The 20,276-nt window shown below is 73.9% G+C and carries 16 protein-coding genes and 1 pseudogene; 8 read left to right on the top strand and 9 right to left on the bottom strand.

What is annotated here, in order from left to right; genetic code table 11:
- Window position 1 precedes the first annotated feature (1 nt).
- Both meaB and Sdia_RS10470 read left to right on the top strand, forming a co-directional pair.
- Window positions 2-1,000 carry a methylmalonyl Co-A mutase-associated GTPase MeaB gene (meaB, locus tag Sdia_RS10475; protein WP_100452980.1) on the top strand — a complete coding sequence of 333 codons (999 nt, stop codon included), beginning with the start codon at window positions 2-4 and terminating at the stop codon, window positions 998-1,000.
- 163 nt (window positions 1,001-1,163) lie between these two features.
- Entirely contained in the window at window positions 1,164-2,540 is a 1,377-nt protein-coding gene (locus Sdia_RS10470) for an NAD-dependent succinate-semialdehyde dehydrogenase (RefSeq protein WP_100452979.1), read from the top strand.
- A gap of 67 nt (window positions 2,541-2,607) precedes the next feature.
- On the opposite strand, the gene Sdia_RS10465 is transcribed toward Sdia_RS10470, so the two are convergent.
- Window positions 2,608-2,907, bottom strand: a complete 300-nt coding sequence (locus tag Sdia_RS10465) for a hypothetical protein (protein ID WP_181844023.1) — start codon at window positions 2,905-2,907, stop codon at window positions 2,608-2,610.
- 182 nt (window positions 2,908-3,089) lie between these two features.
- Here Sdia_RS10465 and Sdia_RS10460 point away from each other — a divergent pair, with 182 nt between their 5' ends.
- Window positions 3,090-3,464: an arsenate reductase family protein gene (locus Sdia_RS10460; protein WP_100452977.1), complete on the top strand. Its 375-nt coding sequence runs from the start codon at window positions 3,090-3,092 to the stop codon at window positions 3,462-3,464.
- 22 nt (window positions 3,465-3,486) lie between these two features.
- On the opposite strand, the gene Sdia_RS10455 is transcribed toward Sdia_RS10460, so the two are convergent.
- Complete coding sequence (locus Sdia_RS10455; protein ID WP_100452976.1) at window positions 3,487-4,404, bottom strand: Gfo/Idh/MocA family protein; 918 nt, start codon at window positions 4,402-4,404, stop codon at window positions 3,487-3,489.
- Window positions 4,405-5,076: 672 nt separating this feature from the next.
- Between Sdia_RS10455 and Sdia_RS10450 the strand changes: the two genes are divergently transcribed.
- Together Sdia_RS10450 and Sdia_RS10445 are read left to right on the top strand one after the other, a co-directional pair.
- Window positions 5,077-5,706 (top strand): winged helix-turn-helix domain-containing protein, encoded by a 630-nt coding sequence (locus Sdia_RS10450; protein WP_189499958.1) that lies wholly within the window; start codon window positions 5,077-5,079, stop codon window positions 5,704-5,706.
- A gap of 61 nt (window positions 5,707-5,767) precedes the next feature.
- A complete protein-coding gene (locus Sdia_RS10445; protein ID WP_229830550.1) occupies window positions 5,768-6,868 on the top strand; it encodes a reductase in 1,101 nt (366 codons plus the stop codon).
- Here Sdia_RS10445 and Sdia_RS10440 read toward each other — a convergent pair.
- Window positions 6,778-7,272, bottom strand: a pseudogene (locus tag Sdia_RS10440) (GNAT family N-acetyltransferase); the annotation flags it as partial. The gene Sdia_RS10445 and the pseudogene Sdia_RS10440 sit on opposite strands and share 91 nt — an antisense overlap.
- A gap of 121 nt (window positions 7,273-7,393) precedes the next feature.
- Between Sdia_RS10440 and Sdia_RS10435 the strand changes: the two are divergent.
- The 3 genes from Sdia_RS10435 (at window position 7,394) to Sdia_RS10425 (ending at window position 10,499) form a co-directional block, all read left to right on the top strand.
- Window positions 7,394-8,320, top strand: a complete 927-nt coding sequence (locus tag Sdia_RS10435) for a metal-dependent hydrolase (protein ID WP_100452974.1) — start codon at window positions 7,394-7,396, stop codon at window positions 8,318-8,320.
- Window positions 8,320-9,402 carry a PDR/VanB family oxidoreductase gene (locus Sdia_RS10430; protein WP_189499957.1) on the top strand — a complete coding sequence of 361 codons (1,083 nt, stop codon included), beginning with the start codon at window positions 8,320-8,322 and terminating at the stop codon, window positions 9,400-9,402. Before Sdia_RS10435 ends, Sdia_RS10430 begins: the two co-directional genes overlap by 1 nt.
- Before the next feature lie 347 nt (window positions 9,403-9,749).
- On the top strand, window positions 9,750-10,499 hold the full coding sequence (locus Sdia_RS10425) for a TetR/AcrR family transcriptional regulator (RefSeq protein WP_129812168.1): 750 nt from the start codon (window positions 9,750-9,752) through the stop codon (window positions 10,497-10,499).
- Between the two features lie 150 nt (window positions 10,500-10,649).
- Here the strand turns inward: Sdia_RS10425 and pulA are convergent, their stop codons facing one another.
- The 6 genes from pulA to Sdia_RS10395 all read right to left on the bottom strand — a co-directional run bounded on the left by pulA (window position 10,650) and on the right by Sdia_RS10395 (window position 20,201).
- Complete coding sequence (gene pulA, locus Sdia_RS10420) at window positions 10,650-13,325, bottom strand: pullulanase-type alpha-1,6-glucosidase (RefSeq protein ID WP_189499956.1); 2,676 nt, start codon at window positions 13,323-13,325, stop codon at window positions 10,650-10,652.
- A 113-nt stretch (window positions 13,326-13,438) separates the two neighbouring features.
- On the bottom strand, window positions 13,439-15,139 hold the full coding sequence (locus tag Sdia_RS10415) for a carbohydrate-binding module family 20 domain-containing protein (RefSeq protein ID WP_100452970.1): 1,701 nt from the start codon (window positions 15,137-15,139) through the stop codon (window positions 13,439-13,441).
- A 245-nt stretch (window positions 15,140-15,384) separates the two neighbouring features.
- A complete protein-coding gene (locus tag Sdia_RS10410) occupies window positions 15,385-16,479 on the bottom strand; it encodes a LacI family DNA-binding transcriptional regulator (RefSeq protein WP_191835355.1) in 1,095 nt (364 codons plus the stop codon).
- The gene (locus tag Sdia_RS10405) at window positions 16,464-18,125 is read right to left on the bottom strand and encodes a glycoside hydrolase family 13 protein (RefSeq protein ID WP_100452969.1); all 1,662 of its coding nucleotides are present in this window, start codon (window positions 18,123-18,125) and stop codon (window positions 16,464-16,466) included. The genes Sdia_RS10410 and Sdia_RS10405 overlap by 16 nt, the downstream gene beginning before the upstream one ends.
- Window positions 18,126-18,351: 226 nt before the next feature.
- Window positions 18,352-19,188 carry a sugar ABC transporter permease gene (locus tag Sdia_RS10400; RefSeq protein WP_008409230.1) on the bottom strand — a complete coding sequence of 279 codons (837 nt, stop codon included), beginning with the start codon at window positions 19,186-19,188 and terminating at the stop codon, window positions 18,352-18,354.
- Window positions 19,189-19,190: 2 nt separating this feature from the next.
- Window positions 19,191-20,201 (bottom strand): carbohydrate ABC transporter permease, encoded by a 1,011-nt coding sequence (locus Sdia_RS10395; RefSeq protein WP_100452968.1) that lies wholly within the window; start codon window positions 20,199-20,201, stop codon window positions 19,191-19,193.
- Window positions 20,202-20,276 lie beyond the last annotated feature (75 nt).

The raw sequence follows: 20,276 nt of genomic DNA, 5'->3' as shown, positions 1-20,276 counted from the left end.
GATGGCGGCGACGATCGATCTCGACAGGTATGTGAAGGGCGTGCTCGACGGGCGGCGCGCGCAGATCGCGCGTGCCATCACCCTGGTCGAGTCCACCCGTCCCGACCACCGGGCGGCGGCCCAGCGGCTCCTCACCGAGTTGCTGCCGCACTCGGGGCGGGCCCGCCGGATCGGCATCAGCGGCGTGCCCGGGGTCGGCAAGTCCACCTTCATCGACGCCTTCGGGACGCTGCTGACGGGGCTCGGGCACCGGGTCGCGGTGCTGGCCGTCGACCCGTCGTCGGGGCGGACCGGCGGCTCGATCCTCGGGGACAAGACCCGGATGGAGCGTCTCGCGGTCGACCCGGCGGCGTTCGTGCGGCCCTCGCCGTCGGCGGGGACGCTCGGCGGGGTGGCGAAGGCGACCCGTGAGTCGATGGTGGTGATGGAGGCGGCCGGGTACGACGTGGTGCTGGTGGAGACGGTCGGCGTGGGCCAGTCGGAGACGGCGGTCGCGCAGATGGTCGACACCTTCCTGCTGCTGACCCTCGCCCGCACCGGCGACCAGCTCCAGGGCATCAAGAAGGGCGTGCTGGAGCTGGCCGACGTGATCGCGGTCAACAAGGCCGACGGCCCGCACGAGCGGGACGCCCGGTCGGCGGCGCGGGAACTGGCGGGGGCGCTCAGGCTGATGCACCCGGCGGACGCCGCGTGGACCCCGCCGGTGCTGCACTGCTCGGCGCGTGAGGGCAGCGGCCTGGACACGGTCTGGGACCGGCTGGAGCAGCACCGGACGCTGCTCGACTCCACCGGGCGGCTCGCGGCCAAGCGCCGTGACCAGCAGGTGGAGTGGACCTGGGCGATGGTGCGCGACACGCTGCTGGACCGTTTGCACGCCGATCCGCGGGTACGCGAGGTGGCACCGGAACTGGAGGACCGGGTCCGGGCCGGGGAGCTGACGGCGACGCTGGCCGCGGAGTCGATTCTCGCCGCCTTCGGCCGGAACGCCCCTGGCGGGTGACGGCCTGCTTCGCCCGGCGACCCCCGGGTGAGACGGTGGCGGGGTGACTTCCGCGCGGTCCGGCCCCCTGCCCTTCCCGGCGGGGGGCCGGGCCGCGCGACGGACGACCGGGACCGGGCAGCACCGCCCGCGTACGCGCGGGCCGCTCAGATTGGGAGACCGCATGACCAGCTACAAGATCGTCAACCCCGCGACGGGCAGGACCGAGCGGGAGTTCCCCGAGGCCACCGACGCCGAGATCCAGGAGGCGATGGCCCGGGCCCACCAGGCGTTCGGCGGCTGGCGGGCGAGCCGGCCCGGGGACCGGGTGGCGCTGCTGACCCGGGTCGCCGAGCTGTACGCGGAGCGCAAGGACGAGCTGGCGGCGATCATCACCCGGGAGATGGGCAAGCCGGTCGCCCAGGCGCGCGGCGAGATCGACATCGTCGTCTCCATCTACCGCTACTACGCCGAGAAGGGCCCGGAGTTCCTCGTGGACGAGGAGCTGGAGGTGGCCGGCGGCGGCAGCGCGGTGGTCCGCAAGGAGGGCATCGGCGCGCTGCTCGGCATCATGCCGTGGAACTTCCCCTACTACCAGGTGGCCCGGTTCGCCGCGCCCAACCTGATGCTCGGCAACACCATCCTGCTCAAGCACGCCCCGCAGTGCCCCGAGTCGGCGCTGGCGATGGAGCGGATCTTCGCCGAGGCGGGCGCGCCCGACGGTGCCTACGTCAACCTCTTCGCCACCAACGAGCAGGTCTCCACGATCATCGCCGACCCGCGCGTCCAGGGCGTCTCGCTGACCGGCTCGGAGCGGGCCGGGTCGGCCGTGGCGGAGCAGGCGGGGCGGCACCTGAAGAAGGTGGTGCTGGAGCTGGGCGGCTCGGACCCGTTCCTGGTGCTCCAGCCCGAGGACCTGGACAGGACGGTGAAGTACGCGGTCACGGGCCGGTTCGGCAACGCCGGGCAGGCGTGCAACGCGGCCAAGCGCATCATCGTGCTGGACGAGCACTACGACGCCTTCGTCGACAAGTTCACCGCGGCGGTCGGCACGGTGGTGCCGGGTGACCCCTCGGACCCGTCGACGTTCATGGGCCCGCTCTCCTCGGCGGGCGCCGTCGAGACGCTCGCCGCGCAGATCGAGGACGCGGTCGCCAAGGGCGCCACGGTGCTGGCCGGTGGCCGCCGCATCGACCGGGAGGGCGCCTGGTACGAGCCGACCGTGCTGACCGGGGTCGAGCCGGGGATGCGCGCCTTCGAGGAGGAGCTGTTCGGCCCGGCCGCGGTCATCTACCGGGTCTCCTCGGAGGACGAGGCGGTGGAGCTGGCCAACAACACGCCGTACGGGCTGGGCGCGGCCGTCCAGTGCGCCGACGAGGACCGGGCCCTGGAGATCGCCGACCGGCTGGACACCGGCATGGTCTACATCAACCAAGCCGAGGGGAGCGCGGCCGAGCTGCCCTTCGGCGGGGTGAAGCGCTCCGGCATCGGCCGGGAGCTGGGCAAGTACGGCATGGAGGAGTTCGTCAACAAGAAGCTGGTGCGCGTCAAGCGCCGCTGACGGCGGGCGGGCGTACGGCGGGGCCCGGCGCGGGGAGTCTCCCGCGCCGGGCCCCGCCGTGTCCGTGTCAGCGCGGGTAGTGCATGAGCCGGCGGACCATCCGGCAGGTGGTGGTGGACGGCGGGTGGATGCCCAGGCGCACGGCGGCGGCCCGGATGGTGCGGTCGTGTACGTACCCGGGGCCGTGGGCGCCCGCGTCGAGCAGGGCGATGGCCAGGCGCATGGCCTTGAGGCGGCGGTTGTGCCGGACGTACCACTCGCGGGGCCGCCCGGCCGGCAGGCGGCGCTTGGTGAGCGGGGCGTACGGCTGCTGGGCGGACGGGTCGGTCGGCAGGGGTTCGGTTGCGTGGAGCGCGGCCACGGGCATCCTCCTGTCGGTTCGGGAAACCCCCCGGCTTCCCTCGAACACTGGGTCAATTCTACTGCGGGGGACCGACAGTCAGCCCTGGCCAGACAGGGTTCCGCGAGGTCCGGAAGAGGTTGGCCGGATTCGAACAGACGGGGGGTGCGGGAGGTTTGGCGAAAGGCGGCGGGGCTACCGTGGGCCTCATGGAGATCTGGATCAACCCGGCCTGTTCGAAGTGCCGCAGCGCGCTGTCCCTGCTCGACGCCGAGGGCGCCTCGTACACCGTGCGCAGGTATCTGGAGGACGTGCCCACCGAGGAGGAGATCCGGGCGGTGCTGGAGCGGCTCGGCCTGGAGCCCTGGGACATCACGCGGACCGGTGAGCCGGCGGCGAAGGAGCTGGGGCTGGCCTCCTGGCCGCGTGAGGAGGCCGCCCGGGACCGCTGGGTCGCCGCGCTCGCGACCCACCCCCGCCTGATCCAGCGCCCCCTGATCACCGCCGACGACGGCTCGGCCGTGGTGGGCCGCAGCGAGGAGGCGGTGCGCGAGGCGCTGGAGCGGGGGAAGGACGGGGCGTGAGGCGCCCCGTCCGGCCGCCCGGTCAGGCGAGCTGGGCCTCGGCCTCGCTGAGGATCTCGGTGAGGCGGGCGCCGAACCGGGCGTCGCAGGGGTGCGGCCGGCCGGTGCGGGCCGCCTCCAGCAGAGCGTCGAGCGCGGCGCCGTAGGCGACGGCCGACTCGCCCCAGCGCGGCGGTTCGGCGGTGCCGTGCTCGCCGTACAGGGCGATCTCGACGCCTCCGGCGGCGGGCGGCGCGCCGAGACCGAGGGTGGCGGTGGCGGAGGCGCCCGAGGTGTGGCGCAGCACGAGGTGCGCGGTGCCGTTCGGGCCCGGGGCGGCGGTCACGGCGGTCACGTCGCCGAGAACCGGGATCAGCACGGAGAGGGCGTGCGGGCCCACGTCCCACAGGGCGCCCTTCTCCTTGCGCCACGGCGAGGCGTACGCGTGCGTGGAACCCGGCGCGAAGAGGGGCGCGAGCCACTGGGCGCGGGCCGTGAACCAGCCGCCGCGCTCAGCCTGTTCGGCGATCCACGCGGCGGTGGCCGGGGCGAACCGCAGCGTGCAGAAGACCACGGAGGCGACCCGCGCGGCCTCGACGGCCGCCGCCACCTCCCGGGCCACCGTGGGCGTGGTGGCCACCGGCTTGTCCAGGAGCAAATGGCACCCGGCCTCGGCGGCCCGGACCGCGAGGGGCGCCTGCACGTCCGGCGGCAGCGCGATCGCCACCGCGTCGGCCCCGGCGAGGAGTTCCGCGAGCCCTTCCTCCCCGGTGTACGCGGGCGCGTCGTACGCCCCCGCCAGCTCGGCCGCCGCCTCGGTCCGGCGGCCCCAGACGCCGGCGAGACCGGTGCCGGGGTGGGCGGCGATCGCGGGGGCGTGCGTGGACCGCGCCCAGGGGCCGGTGCCGAGCAGGGCGATCCTGGTCCGGGCGGGGGGCGTGGGGCTGTTGTCAGCGCTCATGGACCCAGTCTGCCCGGCGGGGCGGTCCTGTCCCTCTTCCGCCGGGCCCGGGGTGAGGCGGTTCTCGTGTCGCACGGCGGGCCGCGTGGGTGACGGGGGCTTCACACTCGGGCCACGGAGGGGACATCGGCCGTCCGCGGGCTGTCCGCCGTGTCCCGCGGCACCCGCGAAGGACGGCCTTGGCGAGCTACCGGGCTGAGTACCTCCGGAGCGACGGCACCGCGCCGCCCGCCGAGCCGCGGACCACGACGAAGATCCTCGCCGGCGGCGCCGAGCCGGGCGTCCGGGGCTTCGACGGGTCCAGCGCCGACCAGGCCGAGGGCCGCGCTCCGGACCGCGTCACGGGTCCGTGGACAGGCGGCGTACCAAGGAGTGGACAAGGTGTCCGGGAAGGCTGCCGCGCTCGGCGGGCCCGTGCTTCAATGGCTCCATGGCCGGCTACCAGTACACCACCACGGGGCGATGCGACCTCGAACCGTTCTGGCCGTCCCGTCAGCACCACGACTTCGACCGGGTGTGTTGCCGCGCGTGACCGCGCAGGCCCTCTGAACACCGCTCACCCCGGTCTTCGGCCCGCGCACGGACGTCCCGTCAGGCCCCGGCCCGTCCTCCCGGACGGCTCCCGCCGCGACGGTCCCGATCTCCCCTCCGCGCGAAAGAGCTGACCCCACCATGGCGAACACCCGTACGTTCACCGCGTCCACCGCACCCACTCCCACCCCCGCTCCCGGCGGTCGCGGCGAGGGCCGCCCGCCGCTGACGCGCCACCGCCTGCGCGCCGTCGACCGCGACGAGACCGCGCCCCCGGCCGAGGTCGCCGCGCTGCTGCCGCCCGGCGCCACCTGGCTGCCCGCTCCCCCGCACACCCTGCCCTCGCTGCCGGGCCGTCCGCCGATGATCGGCTACCTGGTGCTGGTCCCGGCCGGCGATGCGCCGCCCGCCGCGCAGCCGGCCCCCCGGCCCGCTCCGGCCGCACCCGTCGAGGAGACGGCCCCGGACGGCGGGGGACACCCGGTGCGGGTCGACCCCCAGCGGCGCACCGCCTTCGTGGACGGCCGCCCGCTGGAGCTGACCTACCTGGAGTTCGAACTGCTGGCGCACCTGGTGCGCCACCCGCACCGGGTGCACACCCGCGACCAGCTCGTCACCACCGTCTGGGGGTACGGCCACGTCGGCGACGGGCGGACCGTGGACGTGCACGTCGCCCGGCTGCGCCGCAAGCTGGGCGCCGAGTACCGCCGCTCCATCCAGACGGTGCGCCGGGTCGGCTACAAGTACACCCCCTCCGCCGCCCGCGGCTGACCGGCTCTTCCCGTAGCAGAACCCGGCCCGCCCCAGGGCCCCGGTGGCGCAGAGTGGCCCCATGAGACTTCTGGTGCTGGGCGGTACGGAGTTCGTGGGGCGCGCGGTCGTCGAGACGGCGCAGGCCGGGGGCTGGGAGGTGACCCTGCTCCACCGGGGCCGCCATCCGGCGCCCGAGGGGGCCCGGGCCCTGCTCGGGGACCGGACGGCGCCGGGCGGGCTCGACGCCCTGGCCCGGGCCGCCGCCGAGGGGCCCGGCTGGGACCTGGTGGTGGACACCTGGTCGGGGGCGCCCTCCGTGGTCCGGGACAGCGCCGGCCTGCTCGCCCCGTACGCCGGGCGGTACGCGTACATCTCCAGTCGCTCGGTGTACGGGCCGCCGGTGGCACCCGGCTCCGACGAGAGCGCGCCGGTCGTCGCGGGCGACCCGGACGCGGCGGCGCAAAGCTACGTCGAGGACAAGCGGGGCGGCGAACTGGCGGCGGCCCGCGCCTCCGGCGAGGAGCGCACGCTGTGGGCGCGGGCCGGGCTGATCCTCGGCCCGTGGGAGAACATCGGCCGCCTGCCGTGGTGGCTCACCCGCATCGCCAGAGGCGGCGAGGTACCGGCGCCGGGCCCCCGCGACCTGCCCCTCCAGTACATCGACGCCCGCGACCTCGCCGCCTGGCTGCTCGCGGCCGGGCGGTCCGGCCTCCACGGGGCGTACGACCTGGTGAGCCCGGCCGGCTTCACCACCATGGGCGAACTCCTCGACACCTGCGTGACGGTGACCGGCTCCACCGCCGAACTGCGCTGGCTCACCCCGGAGGCGGTGCTGGCGGCGGGCGCCGAACCGTGGCGGGAGCTGCCGGTGTGGATTCCGCCGGGCACTCCGGACCACGCGGCCCTGCACGGCAGCGACGTGTCGAAGGCCCTGGCGGCCGGGTTGCGGTGCCGCCCGGTGACCGAGACGGTACGGGACACCTGGGCGTGGCTCGCCACCCTGCCCGGCCGGGCGGCACCGCAGCGCCCCGACCGGCCGGTGGTGGGACTGCCCGAGCAGAAGGAGGCGGCACTGCTGGGGCGGGGCGAGGGGGTCCAGACGTACCGCACGTCCGGCTCGCGTTCCTCGTTGCGGGTGCCGTCGGTGCGCTCGGTCCCGGTGAAGCCGTGGCGTTCGTAGAAGCGGCGGGCGGGGGCGTTGACCTGGAAGGTCCACAGGGCGAGGCCGCCGGGGCGGCGTTCCTTGGCGAGGGAGACGAGGCGGTCGCCGAGGCCCTGGCCGCGCCGGTCGGGGGCGAGGTAGAGCTGCTCCAGCTCGTCGCCGTCGAGCACCAGGAGGCCGACGGCGTGCTCCCCGTCGAAGGCGCCCCAGGTCTCGCACCCGGTGACGAAGTGGGCGAACCAGCCGCGTACCGCCTCGTCCCCGTGGGCCCGGCGGACCGTCGGCAGGGCGGCGGCGAAGGAGCGCAGCCAGACCTCGGCGAGGGCGGGGGCGTCGGCGGGCAGGGCACGGCGCAGGAGTACGGCCGGTCCGCCGGTACGGGCGTCGGGGGTGTCGGTGCCCACGGCGGAGGACTGTCGCACAGGGGATGGGCGGACGCAGCCCCTTTTCCCCTGGCAGGCGTACGCGGGCGGGGAGTTGACCGGGACAGAAAGGCGGTGCAGGGGGCTGGGCAGCGGACTTGCCCGAACGTACATTGACGCCATGCCTAATACGACGAAGGGCGCGGGGCCGGTCGTCTCCGAGCGCATCCCGCTGAAGGCGCGCAAGGTCTCCTTCGCCTGGGAGGAGACGCCGCTGCACTGGGTGCCCGGCGATCCGTTCACCACGCACACCATCAACGTGCTGCACATGCTGCTGCCCGCCGGTGAGCGCTGGTTCGTCCACGTCTACCAGCAGGTCCTGCCGTACATCCGGGACGAGAGGCTGCGCGAGGACGTCATCGGTTTCATCGGCCAGGAGGCGATGCACGCGCAGGCCCACGACGAGGTACTGCCGCACCTGCGGGAGCAGGGGCTCGACCCGACGCCGTACACCGCGCAGGTGGACTGGATGTTCGAGAAGATGCTCGGTGACCGGACGCTGCCGCCCGGGCGGCCCCGGCGGTGGTGGCTGATGGAGCGGGTGGCGCTGATCGCCGCCATCGAGCACTACACCGCCTTCCTCGGCGACTGGGTGCTCAACGCCGACCGGCTCGACGCGGCCCAGGCCGACCCGGTCATGCTGGACCTGCTGCGCTGGCACGGCGCCGAGGAGGTCGAGCACCGGTCGGTCGCCTTCGACCTCTTCCAGCACGTCGACGGCGGCTACCGGCGCCGGGCCCGCACCTGGGCCACCGCCTTCGCAGCCCTGCTCTTCCTCTGGCAGCGCGGAGTACGGTTCTTCATGGAGAACGACCCGACGCTGCTGGAGGGCAAGGGCAGCTTCACGGAGTTCTACCGCAAGGGCCGGGCCGGGATGCTGCCGAGCACCCCGGCGATCCTCAAGTCCGTACCCACCTACCTGCGCCGTGACTACCACCCCTCGCAGGAGGGCAGCACGGCACAGGCCGTCGCCTACCTGGCCTCCTCCCCGGCCGCGCTGGCCGCCGAGCGGGCCACCGCCGCAGACCCGGCGAAGGACGGCCGCTGATGGCCCGCCTGCGTACCGCCGTCCTCGCGGCCGGCACCGCCGTCCTCGTACGGCGCGCGCTGCGGACCCGTATCCGCCGCTCGCCGCTGTGGCCGCTGCCCGCCCTGGAGGAGCCGGTCTCGGGCCGCCCGCGCAGCCGGGCGATGACCCTGCGCGTCGCCCGGCGCGACACCCCGGCCGAGGGGGTGGTGCGGCTCCGGCTGGAGGGAGCGGGCGAGCTGCCGGCCTGGGAACCGGGCGCCCACCTCGACCTGGTGCTCCCCTCGGGCACGGTCCGGCAGTACTCGCTCTGCGGCGACCCGGCCGACCGCTCCGCGTACACCGTGGCGACCCGGCTCATCGGCGCGGCCGACGGAGGCCGGGGCGGCTCGCTGGAGGTCCACCGCGAACTGCTGGAGGGCACCGAGGTGGTGGTACGCGGTCCGCGCAACCGCTTCCCCCTCGCCCCCGCCCCCGCCCACGTCTTCGTCGCGGGCGGCATCGGCATCACCCCGCTGCTGCCGATGGTGCGGGCCGCCCACGCGGCGGGTGCCGACTGGAAGCTGCTCTACGGCGGCCGTACCCGGGCCTCGATGCCCTTCGCCGACGAGCTGGAGAAGCTGGGCGGTCCCGAGCGGGTGACCCTGGCCGCCGAGGACGAGAGCGGCCGGCCCGACCTGGCGGCGGCGCTGAGCGGCGCGCCCGAGGGCACCGCCGTCCACTGCTGCGGCCCCGAGGGGCTGATGGCGGCGGTCGAGGCGGCCCTGCCCGAGGGGTGCGTCCTGCGCACCGAGCGCTTCGCCGGCGGCCCGGCCGGACGGCCTTCGGCGGCCCGTGGCGACCTGCCCTTCGAGATCGAACTGCGGCGCAGCGGACGGACGGTGTCCGTCCCTGCCGACCGGACGGCACTGGAGGCGGTACGCGAGGAGCTGCCGGACGCCCCGTACTCCTGCGCGCAGGGGTTCTGCGGGACCTGCCGGCAGCGGGTGGTCTCGGGTGAGGTCGACCACCGCGACGAGCTGCTGACCGACGGCGAACGGGACGGGGCGATGCTGCTCTGCGTCTCCCGCTCGCGGGGCGGCCGCATCGTCCTGGACATCTGAACCGGCCCGTACTCACCCCTGGTCCAGGTGGCTGAGACGGCGCGGACGCGGCGGCCGGTGCCGGCGTCGTCGGTGCTGCCCGGCCTGCCGAACACGGTGGTGGTGTCCTTGCCGGCGGCGCTCTCGCTCAGGGAGAGAGGGCCGTCGACGGCCTGGCTGGACAGCCTCTCCGCCCTCAGGGGAGGCACGGCGTACTCCCGTTCGGTGAGCCGCTCCCGGGCCCCGGCCCCGCCCGCCGCCCGGGAGCGGCTCGGCGATGACGGCCGGGTCCACGGCGGGGCCGGCCCTCCGGCGGTCTTCCCCTGCCGGGGGGCTCCCGACTCCCGCAGGTCGGTAGTCTGTTCGGTATGACGACCGGGACGCGCCGCAGAATGGGTGTCGAGGAGCGGCGGCAGCAGCTCATCGGTGTTGCGCTGGAGCTGTTCAGCAACCGCTCCCCCGACGAGGTGTCCATCGACGAGATAGCCGCGGCCGCCGGCATCTCGCGCCCCCTCGTCTACCACTACTTCCCGGGCAAGACGAGCCTGTACGAGGCGGCGCTGCGCCGGGCCGCCGAGGATCTGGCCCAGCGCTTCGACGAGCCGCGCGAGGGTCCGCTGGGGGCACGGCTTCAGCGTGTGATGGGCCGGTTCTTCGACTTCGTGGACGAACACGGTCCCGGTTTCTCGGCGTTGATGCGCGGCGGCCCCGCCCAGTCGGTCAGCGGCGACCCCGGCTCGTCCTCGGCGGCGACGGCGCTGATCGACTCCGTGCGGCAGGCGGCGTACGAGCAGATCGTCTCCCACCTGGACCTGGTCGCGGTGCCGCCCCGGCTGGAGCTGGTGGTGCGGTCCTGGGTCTCGCTGGCGGAGTCGACGGCGCTGCTCTGGCTCGACGGCCGCAGGACCGAACGGGCCGCGCTGGAACTCCAGCTGGTGCACGACTTCGGCGCCCTGGTGGCGGTGGCCGGCGCCTACGACGAGGAGATCGCCGGGGTGGTCCGCCGCATCCTCGCCCAGGAACCGCCGGACGGCCCGTTCACCGACCTCGCGGTACGCCTGCTCGCCCTCCTCCCGGCCGAGGCCGAGGTACCGGCGCAGGCGGCGCCGGTGGAGTGAGGGGTCACCTCGCGCGGTCTTTCCGAAGGTCCACCTGGAGCAGGCGCGGGGAGTGGGCGAAGCCCCGCCGCGCGTAGGCGGGGACGTGCGTCCGGCCGACAGGCGGGAGCGCCCGCGTGGGATCTCGCGGGCGCCCCCTGGTGGCCGGGCTCAGCCCGCGCGGAAGACCGCGACGGTGCGGGGCGGGACGGTGAAGGTGCCGGTGCGGCGGTCGTGGGCGGAGTCCTTGACGACCGGATCCGCGCCCCGGGCCTGGACGGGGTGGAGGGCGTAGCGGGTGCCGGTGGCCGAGGTCAGGCGCTGGTCCTGGGTGTCGGGGGTGGCGTTGAGGACGACGACCAGGTCGCCGAGGCGCATGGTGAGGACGCCGGGGGTCTCGTCGGGGCCGGAGAGCGGGAAGCTCAGGGCGCGCTGGACCTCGGCGGTGCTGCGCAGGGAGAAGGCGGGTTCGGTGGCGCGCAGGGTGAGCAGGTCGCGGTGGGCGGCGGCGCTCGCCTCGATCTCGGCGCAGCCGACGGAGACGGTGGTGAGCAGCGGCCCGGCGTACTCCCACTTGTCCTGGTTGTCGGCGGCGGGCGGCAGGCCCCGTCCGAAGCCGTTGCCCTGGCGGCAGTCCCAGTGCAGGGCGTTGAACCAGTCGCCGCTGTCGTAGGAGTTGCGGTCCAGGGACTTGGAGCGGAGCCGGTCGGTGCCGGCCTGGGAGAGGGCGGGGCCCTGGGAGAGGGTGGCGGTGGCCATCGCGAGGATCTGCATCCGGGCCCGGTCGGCGGCCCGGGTGCCGGCGGGCAGTTTGAAGGCGAGGGCGTCGAAGAGGGTCTCGTTGTCGTGGGCGTCGGCGTAGGCGAGGGCGTCGCCGGGGCGTTCGGCGTAGCCGGCGGGGGCGCCGTTGTAGTCGACCCCGGCACCGGTGGTGCGGCGGCCGGTGGAGTCGGTGAAGCGGTAGCCGGCGAGGTTGCCGGTGAGGCCGACCTTGATCAGGTCCTGGTAGTGCAGGAGCCGGGCGCGCTGTTCGGCGCGGGTGCCGTTGGCCGGCGAGTCGTTGGGGTCGGTGTAGAGGCCGGAGGCGAAGCCCTGGACGCCGGGGTCCTCGTCGAAGGGGCCGCCGCCGCGGACCGCGTCGCGGGCCCGGTCGGAGAAGGTGGCGATGCCGGTGCCGGCCATGTTGGCCTGGCTGGCCTGGACGAAACGGGCGTCGTCGGCGACCTCGCCGAAGGTCCATCCCTCGCCGTAGAGGATGATCCGCTTGCCGTCGACCCCGTCGCGGGCCGGGGTGAGCGCGTCGAGGGCCTTGCGGACGGCGACCATGTTGGCCTTGGGGTGGTGGCCCATGAGGTCGAAGCGGAAGCCGTCGACCTTGTACTGCTTGGCCCAGGTGACGACGGAGTCGACGACGAGGCGGCCCATCATGGCGTTCTCGGGCGCGGTGCCCGCACAGCAGGTGGAGTCGGCGACGGAGCCGTCGGCCAGCAGGCGCTGGTAGTAGCCGGGGACGATCCGGTCGAGGACCGAGGTGTCGGCCTGTCCGGAGGCGGCGGTGTGGTTGTAGACGACGTCCATGACGACGCCGAGCCCGTCGCGGTTGAGGGCGCCGACCATCTCGCGGAACTCCCGGGTGCGGCCCGCCCCTTCGGGGTCGGTGGCGTAGGAGCCCTCGGGCACGGTGTAGTGCAGCGGGTCGTAGCCCCAGTTGTAGGCGTCCTCGGCGGCGCTCGCGGTGACGCACTCCTGCTGGCGCTCGGAGTCTGCGGGGAGGGCGGGCAGGTCGCAGTCGGGGCTCTTGGCGTCCTTCTCCGGGATGGTGGCGATGTCGAAGACGGGGAGCAGGTGGACGTGGGTGGTGCCGGCGTCGGCGAGGCGGCGCAGGTGGCGGGCGCCGTCGCTGTCGCGGTCGGTGAAGGCGCGGTAGGTGCCGGGGTGGGCGTTGGTGGGGTCGGAGGCGGAGAAGTCCCGGACGTGGAGTTCCTGGATCTGGGCGTCGCGCAACGGCACGGCCGTCGGCTTGCGGAGGTTCTTCCAGCCGGGCGGGGCGAGCTTGGGGTCGTCCAGGTCGGTGACGAGGCTGCGGCGGGAGTCGGTGGTGAGCGCGACGGAGTAGGGGTCGGTCACGGTGTTGGTGACGGTGCGGCCGGCCTCCGGCGCCCAGACGGTGACGTCGTAGGCGTACTCCCGGTCCTTCCAGCCGCGTTCGCCCTCGACCGACCAGACGCCGGAGGCGGCGTCGCGGCGCATCGGGACGGTACGGCCGTCGAGGTCGAGGGCGACGCGGCGGGCGGTGGGCGCCCAGACGGAGAGGGTGGGGCGCCCGGCGCGGTCGAAGGTGACGCCGAGCGCGCGGCGCTGGGCGGCGCCGGCGTACAGGTCGTCGAGGACGCCCGCGGTCTGCACGGCGGTGGCGGCGGTGACGGTGCCGTCGGCGGCGCGCTGCTGGGCGACGAGGCGGCCGCGCAGCGCGTCGGCGGCGAGGTGCCGGTCACGGGCATCGACCCGCCACGCGTCGTACGCCGCGAGGTGCGGGAACCTCTTGGCCTGGGCGGCGGTGAGCTTCCCGGCGGTGAGCCGGAGCTGTCGGGTGCCGGGGCCCGGACGTATCTGCTCGGCCGCCCGCTTCTCCGCGCCCTGGGCCGGGGCGAGGAGACGGGCGCTCGCCGTTCCCTCGGCGCGGGGCCAGGCGACGGTACGGGCGTCGAGCCAGACGGCCTCGGCGGTCTCCTCGGCGGCGGTGGCCCGCGCGGACGGGGCGTCAGGGGTGTCGGCCGTGGCCGGCAGGGCGGCGGTGAGGGCGGCGCACAGGCCGAGACTCACCGCGAGGGTGATGGTCCGTCGCACGGGGACGGGTCTCCTTCGAGGGGCGGGGGCCGCCGGGCGGGTTTCGCGGGGCGGGTGCGGCAGCGGCCCGGCGTCCGCGGGGAGGCGGGCGCCGGGCCGGAGGGGTCGGCGGGTCAGCCGCGCCAGGTGTCGTCGAGGGTGAGGGCGCCGGTGGTACCGACGGTCGCCGTGCGGTTGCCGCCGGACTCCCAGACGGCGTTCCCGGCGGCGTCCTTGCGCAGGTACTTGTACTGGAAGGTGGTTCCGGCGGGCAGCGGCACGTCGAGCTTCCACACCGGGTACGCGGCCGGGTCGAGCTTGAGGGCGCGGGCCGGCGCCCAGTCGCCGAGGGCGGCCTGGTCACCGGTGACGTAGATGTTCTCGCCCCAGGCGGTGGTGGCGTCGACGTGGAAGGAGGCGGAGGTCTGCCCGGTGCCGGGGCCGGTGCCCCCGCCGGAGCAGGTGCGGGCGCCGGTGTGCAGGGCGAGCGCGGTGCCGGGGGCGACGGTGGCGGTGAAGGCGCCGTCGGCGCCGACCGTGACGGTGTCGCCGCTCTGGATGTCGCAGTAGTCGCCGCCGGGCAGGCCGCTCTGGAAGGTGCGGTTCAGCGCGGAGCCCTCGTGGTTGATGGCGACGTACGCCTTGTTCCCGCGTCCGAAGGCGATCTGGTCGCCGCCGTTGTCCCACCAGTTGGTGACGGCCTGGCCGCGGGCGGTGTTGCGCAGGCCGACCATGGAGGAGATCTCGGGCCAGGCGTGCTGGCACTTCCAGCCGTCGCTGTAGCAGGCGTTCACCGTGCCGCCGTTGGGCGGTCCGGCGTCGTGGTCGGTGAACTCGTAGCCGGAGTGGACGTCCGGGGAGCCGTAGGGCCAGGCCAGCATGAAGACGCCGGCGAGGGTGTAGGCGGAGCCGTTCTTGTAGTTGAGGGTGTCGCCGCCGCGCTCGGTGTCGTGGTTGTCGACGAAGACGGCGGACCTGCCGCTCTGCATGTGGCCCCAGTCCTCGCCGAAGTTCTTCAGGTGGGCGAGGTTCTCGTTCTGGAAGACCCGCTTGAGGTCGCGGGCGTAGCGGAACTCCTGGACGTCGCCGGTGCCGAGGTACTCGCTGGGCTGGACGGCTTCGCCCGCGCCGTGGATGGCCTCCTGCTTCCAGTACGTGCCGCCGTCGCCGACCTTGGCCTTGATGGCGGTGAGGTCGGCGGCGGGCATGTGCTTGGCGGCGTCGATGCGGAAGCCGTCGACACCGAGGGAGAGGAGGTCGTTCAGGTATGCGGCGATGCGCTCGCGGACGTAGGGCTCGCCGGTGTCGAGGTCGGCGAGACCGACCAGTTCGCAGTTCTGGACGTTGGCGCGGTTGCCGTAGTCGTTGATCTCGCTGCGGCAGTCGTCCATGTCGGCGCCGGACCAGATGCCCGGGTAGTCGTACTTCTGGTACGCGCTGCCGCCGGTGCCGGTGCCGGAGCCGGCGGCCATGTGGTTGATGACCGAGTCGGCGACGACCTTGACGCCCGCCGCGTGGCAGGTGTCGACCATCGACTTGAAGGCGGCGCGGTCGCCGAGCCGGCCGGCGATCTTGTAGCTGACGGGCTGGTAGGAGGTCCACCACTGGCTGCCCTGGATGTGTTCCTGGGGCGGGGAGACCTGGACGTAGCCGTACCCGGCGGGGCCGAGGCTGTCGGTGCAGGCGCGGGCGACCGAGTCGAACTTCCACTCGAAGAGGACGGCGGTGACGTCCTTCTCGCCGGGCGGCGCCGCCGCTGCGGGTGTGGGGGCGGTGACGGCGGTGGCGGCCGCCGCCAGCACGGCGAGGGACGCGGTGGCGATTCTGCGGGCCATGTGGTGCCTCCTGATCGGGGGGGGCGGAGGGCAGACGGGCTGATCGCGGGGGCTCCCTGCCGCGCGCCCGACCGGGGCGCTGAATTCTCTTGCTGCAAAACTGCAAGGAGCATCGCGAAGCAGACCGTAGAGCGACCGGTACCCCCGGTCAACCCTTTGGACACGAACCGGAAACGCCAGCGACATACCGGGGGTTGAGCCTGGCGACCGCACACCGAAAGCCGCTGCAAGAGATTGCTGCCGGCTCAGTCCGAAGCGTCCCGTACGTCCCGGGCGACACCCGGCGTCCACTGGGCGGTGGAGCCGCGGACCACCAGCTCCGGCTGGAAGACGAACTCGGTGCGCTGCACGGCCTGGTGGGCGATCTCCTCCAGCAGGGCGCCGACGGCGGCGGTGGCCATCGCGTGGACCGGCTGGCGGACCGTGGTCAGCGGCGGGTCGGTGAAGGCCACGAGCTGCGAGTCGTCGAAGCCGACCACCGAGAGGTCCTCGGGCACCTCGAGGCCCCGCTCGCGAGCGGCGCGGACGGCACCGAGCGCCATCAGGTCGCTGCCGCACACCAGCCCCGTGCACCCCTGCGCCAGCAGCGACCCGGCCGCCGCGTGGCCGCCCTCGACGCTGAACAAGGTGCGGCGGACGTGCTGTTCGGCCTCGTCCCGGGGGGTGCCGAGGATCTCGGCGAGGGCGTCGGTGAACCCTTCGGCCTTGCGACGCGAGGGGACGTAGCGGTCGGGCCCTATGGCGAGGCCGATCCGGCGGTGGCCGAGGTCGGCGAGGTGGCGCACCGCCATCCGGACCGCCGAACGGTCGTCCGGGGAGACGAACGGGGCCCGGACGCGCTCGTTGTAGCCGTTGATGAGGACGAACGGCACGCCGCGCTCGGTGAGGCGGGCGTAGCGGCGCGGGTCGGCGGTGGTGTCGGCGTGCAGCCCGGAGAGGAAGACGATGCCGTTCACGCCGCGCTCCTCCAGTTGCTCGACCAGTTCGTCCTCCGTGGCGCCGCCGGGCATCTGGGTGCAGAGCACCGGGGTGTAGCCGTATCCGGCCAGTGCCTGTTCGACGACCTGGGCGAAGGCCGGGAAGATCGGGTTGGTCAGCTCGGGCGTGATCAGCCCGATGAGCCCGGCGCTGCGGCGGCGCAGCCGGGTCGGACGCTCGTAGCCGAGCAGGTCGAGGGCGGCGAGGACGCGCTGCCGGGTGGGTTGCGCGACGCCGGGGCAGCCGTTGAGGACGCGGCTGGCGGTGGCCTCGCTGACCTCGGCCTGTGCGGCGATGTCCGCGAGCCGCGGGACGGCCGGGGAGCCGTCCCGCGGGGCGGGCAGGGTCACACCGTCCACCAGACCGTGGTGTCGGCGGGCAGCTCGAAGGTCCCGTCCTCGGCGACGGCCGGCGCGGCGCCCTGGGAGGCGAGCAGCGCGGTGCCGGGGGCGGTGAGCCGGACGGGGGCGCCGGTGGTGTTGGCGGTGCAGGTGAACCGCGGGCGGCTGAAGGCGAGGACGCCCTCGGGCGCCTCCAGCCAGGTGACGGTCTCACCGGCGCCCAGCCCCGGGTGCTCGCGACGGACGGCGAGCGCTGCCCGGTACAGCTCCAGGGTGGAGCCGGGGTCACCGGTCTGCGCCTCGACGCTCAGCTCGCCCCACCCCTCGGGCTGCGGCAGCCAGCTCCCCCCGGGGCCGAACCCGGCGGAGGGGCCCTCGACGGTCCACGGGATCGGCACCCGGCAGCCGTCGCGGAAGCCGTCCTGCCCGGCGGCCCGGAAGTAGGAGGGGTCCTGGCGGACTTCGTCCGGCAGGTCGGTGACGTCGGGCAGGCCCAGCTCCTCGCCCTGGTAGACGTAGGCGGAGCCGGGCAGGGCGAGCATCAGCAGGGTGGCGGCGCGGGCGCGGCGCAGTCCGAGGGCCCGGTCGCCGGGGGTGCGCAGCTGGGTGCCGCCGGGCGGGTTGGCGAAGCGGGTGGCGTGCCGGGTGACGTCGTGGTTGGAGAGGACCCAGGTGGTGGGGGCGCCGACCGGGCGCATCGCGGCGAGCGAGGCGTCGATGACCTCGCGCAGCGCCTCGGCGTCCCAGTAGGTGCTCAGGTACTGGAAGTTGAACGCCTGGTGCATCTCGTCGGGGCGGACGTAGTGAGCGGTCCGCTCGACGGTCGGGGTCCACGCCTCGGCGACCAGGACGCGCTCGTCGCCGTATTCGGCGAGCAGGGTGCGCCAGTCGCGGTAGACCTCGTGGACACCGTCCTGGTCGAAGAAGGGCATGACGCCGTTGCCGAGCAGCTTGACCTGCTCGCCGGCGCCGATGTCGGGCAGCCCCTCGGCCTTGATGAGGCCGTGCGCCACGTCGACGCGGAAGCCGTCGACCCCGATGTCCAGCCAGAACCGCAGGATGGAGCGGAACTCGTCGCGGACGGCCGGGTGCTCCCAGTTGAAGTCCGGCTGCTCGGGCGCGAACAGGTGCAGGTACCACTCGCCGTCGGCGGTACGGGTCCAGGCCGGCCCGCCGAAGATGGACTCCCAGTCGTTGGGCGGGAGTTCGCCGTCGGTGCCCTTGCCGGGGCGGAAGTGGTAGCGCTCCCGCAGCGGCGAGCCGGGGCCCTCGGCGAGCGCCTGGCGGAACCAGGCGTGCTGGTCGGAGGAGTGGTTGGGGACGAGGTCGACGATGGTGCGCAGGCCCAGCGCCCGGGCGTCGGCGATGAGCGCCTCGGCGTCGGCGAGGGTGCCGAACATGGGGTCGATGGCGCGGTAGTCGGCGACGTCGTATCCGGCGTCGGCCTGCGGGGAGGCGTAGAAGGGGCTGAGCCAGACGGCGTCGACGCCCAGTTCCTTGAGGTAGGGCAGGCGCCTGCGGATGCCGGGCAGGTCACCCATGCCGTCGCCGTCGGCGTCGGCGAAGCTGCGGGGGTAGACCTGGTAGATCACCGCGTCGCGCCACCAGCCGGGAGCGGTGTCGGCGGCCGGGGCGGTGGGGGCGGGGGCAGTGAGGTGCTGGGTCATGTCTTCCCTGGAGTCATGAGGGGTGGCCTGGAGTCATGGGGCCCGGCCTCGGGGCGGGTGACCTTTCGGCCGACGCCGCCCCCGGCAGACCCGCGGTCTGAGCCATAGGGGCGCGTCGGTGTCGAGCCACCCGTCGCGCGCAGGGAGCGCAGCGGACGAGCGCGTCGGGTGGCTCGACACCGACTGCGGCACCCCGGCGGCGAAGACCGCCCGGAATGGGGGCCGTTCAGCCCTTGGTGGCGCCGGCCGTCATGCCGGTGACCAGATGGCGCTGGACGAGGACGAAGACGATGACGGCCGGGACGGCGATCAGCACGGAGGCGGCGGTCATCGGTCCCCACTGGGCGGTGTACTGGTTGACGAAGGTCTGGAGTCCGCCGGCGAGCGTCATGTTGTCCTCCCCGACCATGAAGGCGGAGGCGTAGGCGACCTCACCCCAGGCGGTGATGAAGGAGTAGAAGCCGGTGACGGCCAGGCCCGGGCGGGCCAGCGGGAGGATGAGCCGCCAGAAGGTGCCGAAGGGGTTGAGGCCGTCGACGCGCCCGGACTCGTCGATCTCGACGGGTATCGCGTCGAAGAAGCCCTTCATCATCCAGGCGCAGAACGGCACGGCGATGGTCAGGTAGGTGATGACCAGGCCGACCGGCTGGTTGAGCAGCCCCATCGAGGAGAAGAGGTTGTACAGCGGCACGATGAGGATGGCCATCGGGAACATCTGGGTGATGAGCAGCACCCACATCAGCGGCCGCATCCCGGGGAAGCGGAAGCGGCTGACCGCGTAGCCGGTGGTGGCGGCGAGGAAGACGCCGATCACGGTGGTGGTGGCGGCGACGATCACCGAGTTGCCGAACCAGGTGAGGAACTTGGTGTCCCCCAGCAGGTGGGTGTAGTTGGCGAGGGTGGTGTCGTGGAAGAAGTCGGTGGTGGTGGCGAACTTCGCCGGCTTGAGCGAGGTCAGCAGCACCCACAGGGCGGGGAAGACGGCGACGACGGTGGCGATGAGCAGTGTGCCGTGCAGGCCGATCGAGGCGAGCGGGCTGCGACTGCGGCGGGTGTTGGGCATGGTCACCACACCTCTCCCTGCTTCTTGAGGACGCGGCGGTAGAAGAAGGCGAACACCAGCAGCAGGAGCAGGATGATGACGCCCCAGGTCGCCGAGGTGGAGAAGTTGCGCGGGCTGTCGACGAAGGTCATCCGGAAGGCCTGGGTGACCAGGATCTCGGTGGCGTCGCCGGGCCCGCCCCGGGTGAGCAGGAAGATCACCGGGAACATGTTGAAGGTCCAGATGGTGGAGAGCAGGATCACCGTGGTGGAGACGGGCCGCAGTCCGGGCAGGGTGATGTGCCGGAAGCGCTGCCAGGCGCCGGCGCCGTCCATCTCGGCCGCCTCGTAGAGGTCGCCGGGGATGGACTGGAGGCCGCCGAGCAGGGCCACCATCATGAAGGGGACGCCGAGCCAGACGTTGACGGCGATCACCGAGAGCTTGGCGATCACCGGGTCGTTGAGCCACGGCACGGCGTCGATGCCGCCGCCCACCAGGATCTTGTTGAGCAGACCGTGCTTCTCGTTGTAGAGGAAGTTCCAGGAGAAGACGGAGACGAAGCCGGGGATGGCCCACGGCACGACGAGCGCCATCCGGTAGAAGCCGCGCCCGGCGACCTGCCGGTTGAGCAGGGTGGCGAGCGCGAGGCCCAGGCTGTAGGTGATGGAGACGCAGGCGACGGTCCACACCACGGTCCACACCAGGCGCTGGAGGAAGACCGGGTCACCGAAGGCGTCGACGTAGTTCTGGAGCCCGGTGAACTCGTAGGTGGCCGGGATGTGGTTGACGCCGATGGTCCGCTCGACGTTGGCCTCGGTGGCGTCGGTGAGCGAGAGCCAGATGCCCCGGCCCAGTGGGTAGCCGACGATGATCGCGAGGACGATGACGACGGGGGCCACCATCGTCCAGGCGTACCAGTGCCGTGAAAGGGCGCGGCGCAGGCCGCTCTCCTGTGTTCCTGCCGGGCGGCGCGGCCCGGGGACGGTTGCCTTCCCCGACGCCTTGGCCACCGACGGGCCCGTGTGCACAGCCATCGGTCGGCCGGCCTCCTTCTTCTCCGTACGGGTGGGGCGTGCCGCCGCGCGCGGGGCGCGGCGGCACGCGGCCGG

Origin of the sequence: Streptomyces diastaticus subsp. diastaticus (assembly GCF_011170125.1) — a bacterium.
Classification (GTDB): Bacteria; Actinomycetota; Actinomycetes; order Streptomycetales; family Streptomycetaceae; genus Streptomyces; species Streptomyces diastaticus.
The sequence above is the reverse complement of the archived record's forward strand: the minus strand, read 5'-3'. Positions and strand labels throughout refer to the sequence as shown.

Coding starts and splice junctions, on each gene's coding strand:
- Sdia_RS10405 (WP_100452969.1), bottom strand. CDS start 18,125: ATGACCCAGCACCTCACTGCCCCCGCCCCCACCGCCCCGGCCGCCGAC.
- Sdia_RS10445 (WP_229830550.1), top strand. CDS start 5,768: ATGAGACTTCTGGTGCTGGGCGGTACGGAGTTCGTGGGGCGCGCGGTC.
- Sdia_RS10395 (WP_100452968.1), bottom strand. CDS start 20,201: ATGGCTGTGCACACGGGCCCGTCGGTGGCCAAGGCGTCGGGGAAGGCA.
- Sdia_RS10415 (WP_100452970.1), bottom strand. CDS start 15,139: ATGGCCCGCAGAATCGCCACCGCGTCCCTCGCCGTGCTGGCGGCGGCC.
- Sdia_RS10455 (WP_100452976.1), bottom strand. CDS start 4,404: ATGAGCGCTGACAACAGCCCCACGCCCCCCGCCCGGACCAGGATCGCC.
- Sdia_RS10465 (WP_181844023.1), bottom strand. CDS start 2,907: ATGCCCGTGGCCGCGCTCCACGCAACCGAACCCCTGCCGACCGACCCG.
- Sdia_RS10470 (WP_100452979.1), top strand. CDS start 1,164: ATGACCAGCTACAAGATCGTCAACCCCGCGACGGGCAGGACCGAGCGG.
- Sdia_RS10460 (WP_100452977.1), top strand. CDS start 3,090: ATGGAGATCTGGATCAACCCGGCCTGTTCGAAGTGCCGCAGCGCGCTG.
- Sdia_RS10425 (WP_129812168.1), top strand. CDS start 9,750: ATGACGACCGGGACGCGCCGCAGAATGGGTGTCGAGGAGCGGCGGCAG.
- Sdia_RS10400 (WP_008409230.1), bottom strand. CDS start 19,188: ATGCCCAACACCCGCCGCAGTCGCAGCCCGCTCGCCTCGATCGGCCTG.
- Sdia_RS10435 (WP_100452974.1), top strand. CDS start 7,394: ATGCCTAATACGACGAAGGGCGCGGGGCCGGTCGTCTCCGAGCGCATC.
- meaB (WP_100452980.1), top strand. CDS start 2: ATGGCGGCGACGATCGATCTCGACAGGTATGTGAAGGGCGTGCTCGAC.
- Sdia_RS10450 (WP_189499958.1), top strand. CDS start 5,077: ATGGCGAACACCCGTACGTTCACCGCGTCCACCGCACCCACTCCCACC.
- Sdia_RS10430 (WP_189499957.1), top strand. CDS start 8,320: ATGGCCCGCCTGCGTACCGCCGTCCTCGCGGCCGGCACCGCCGTCCTC.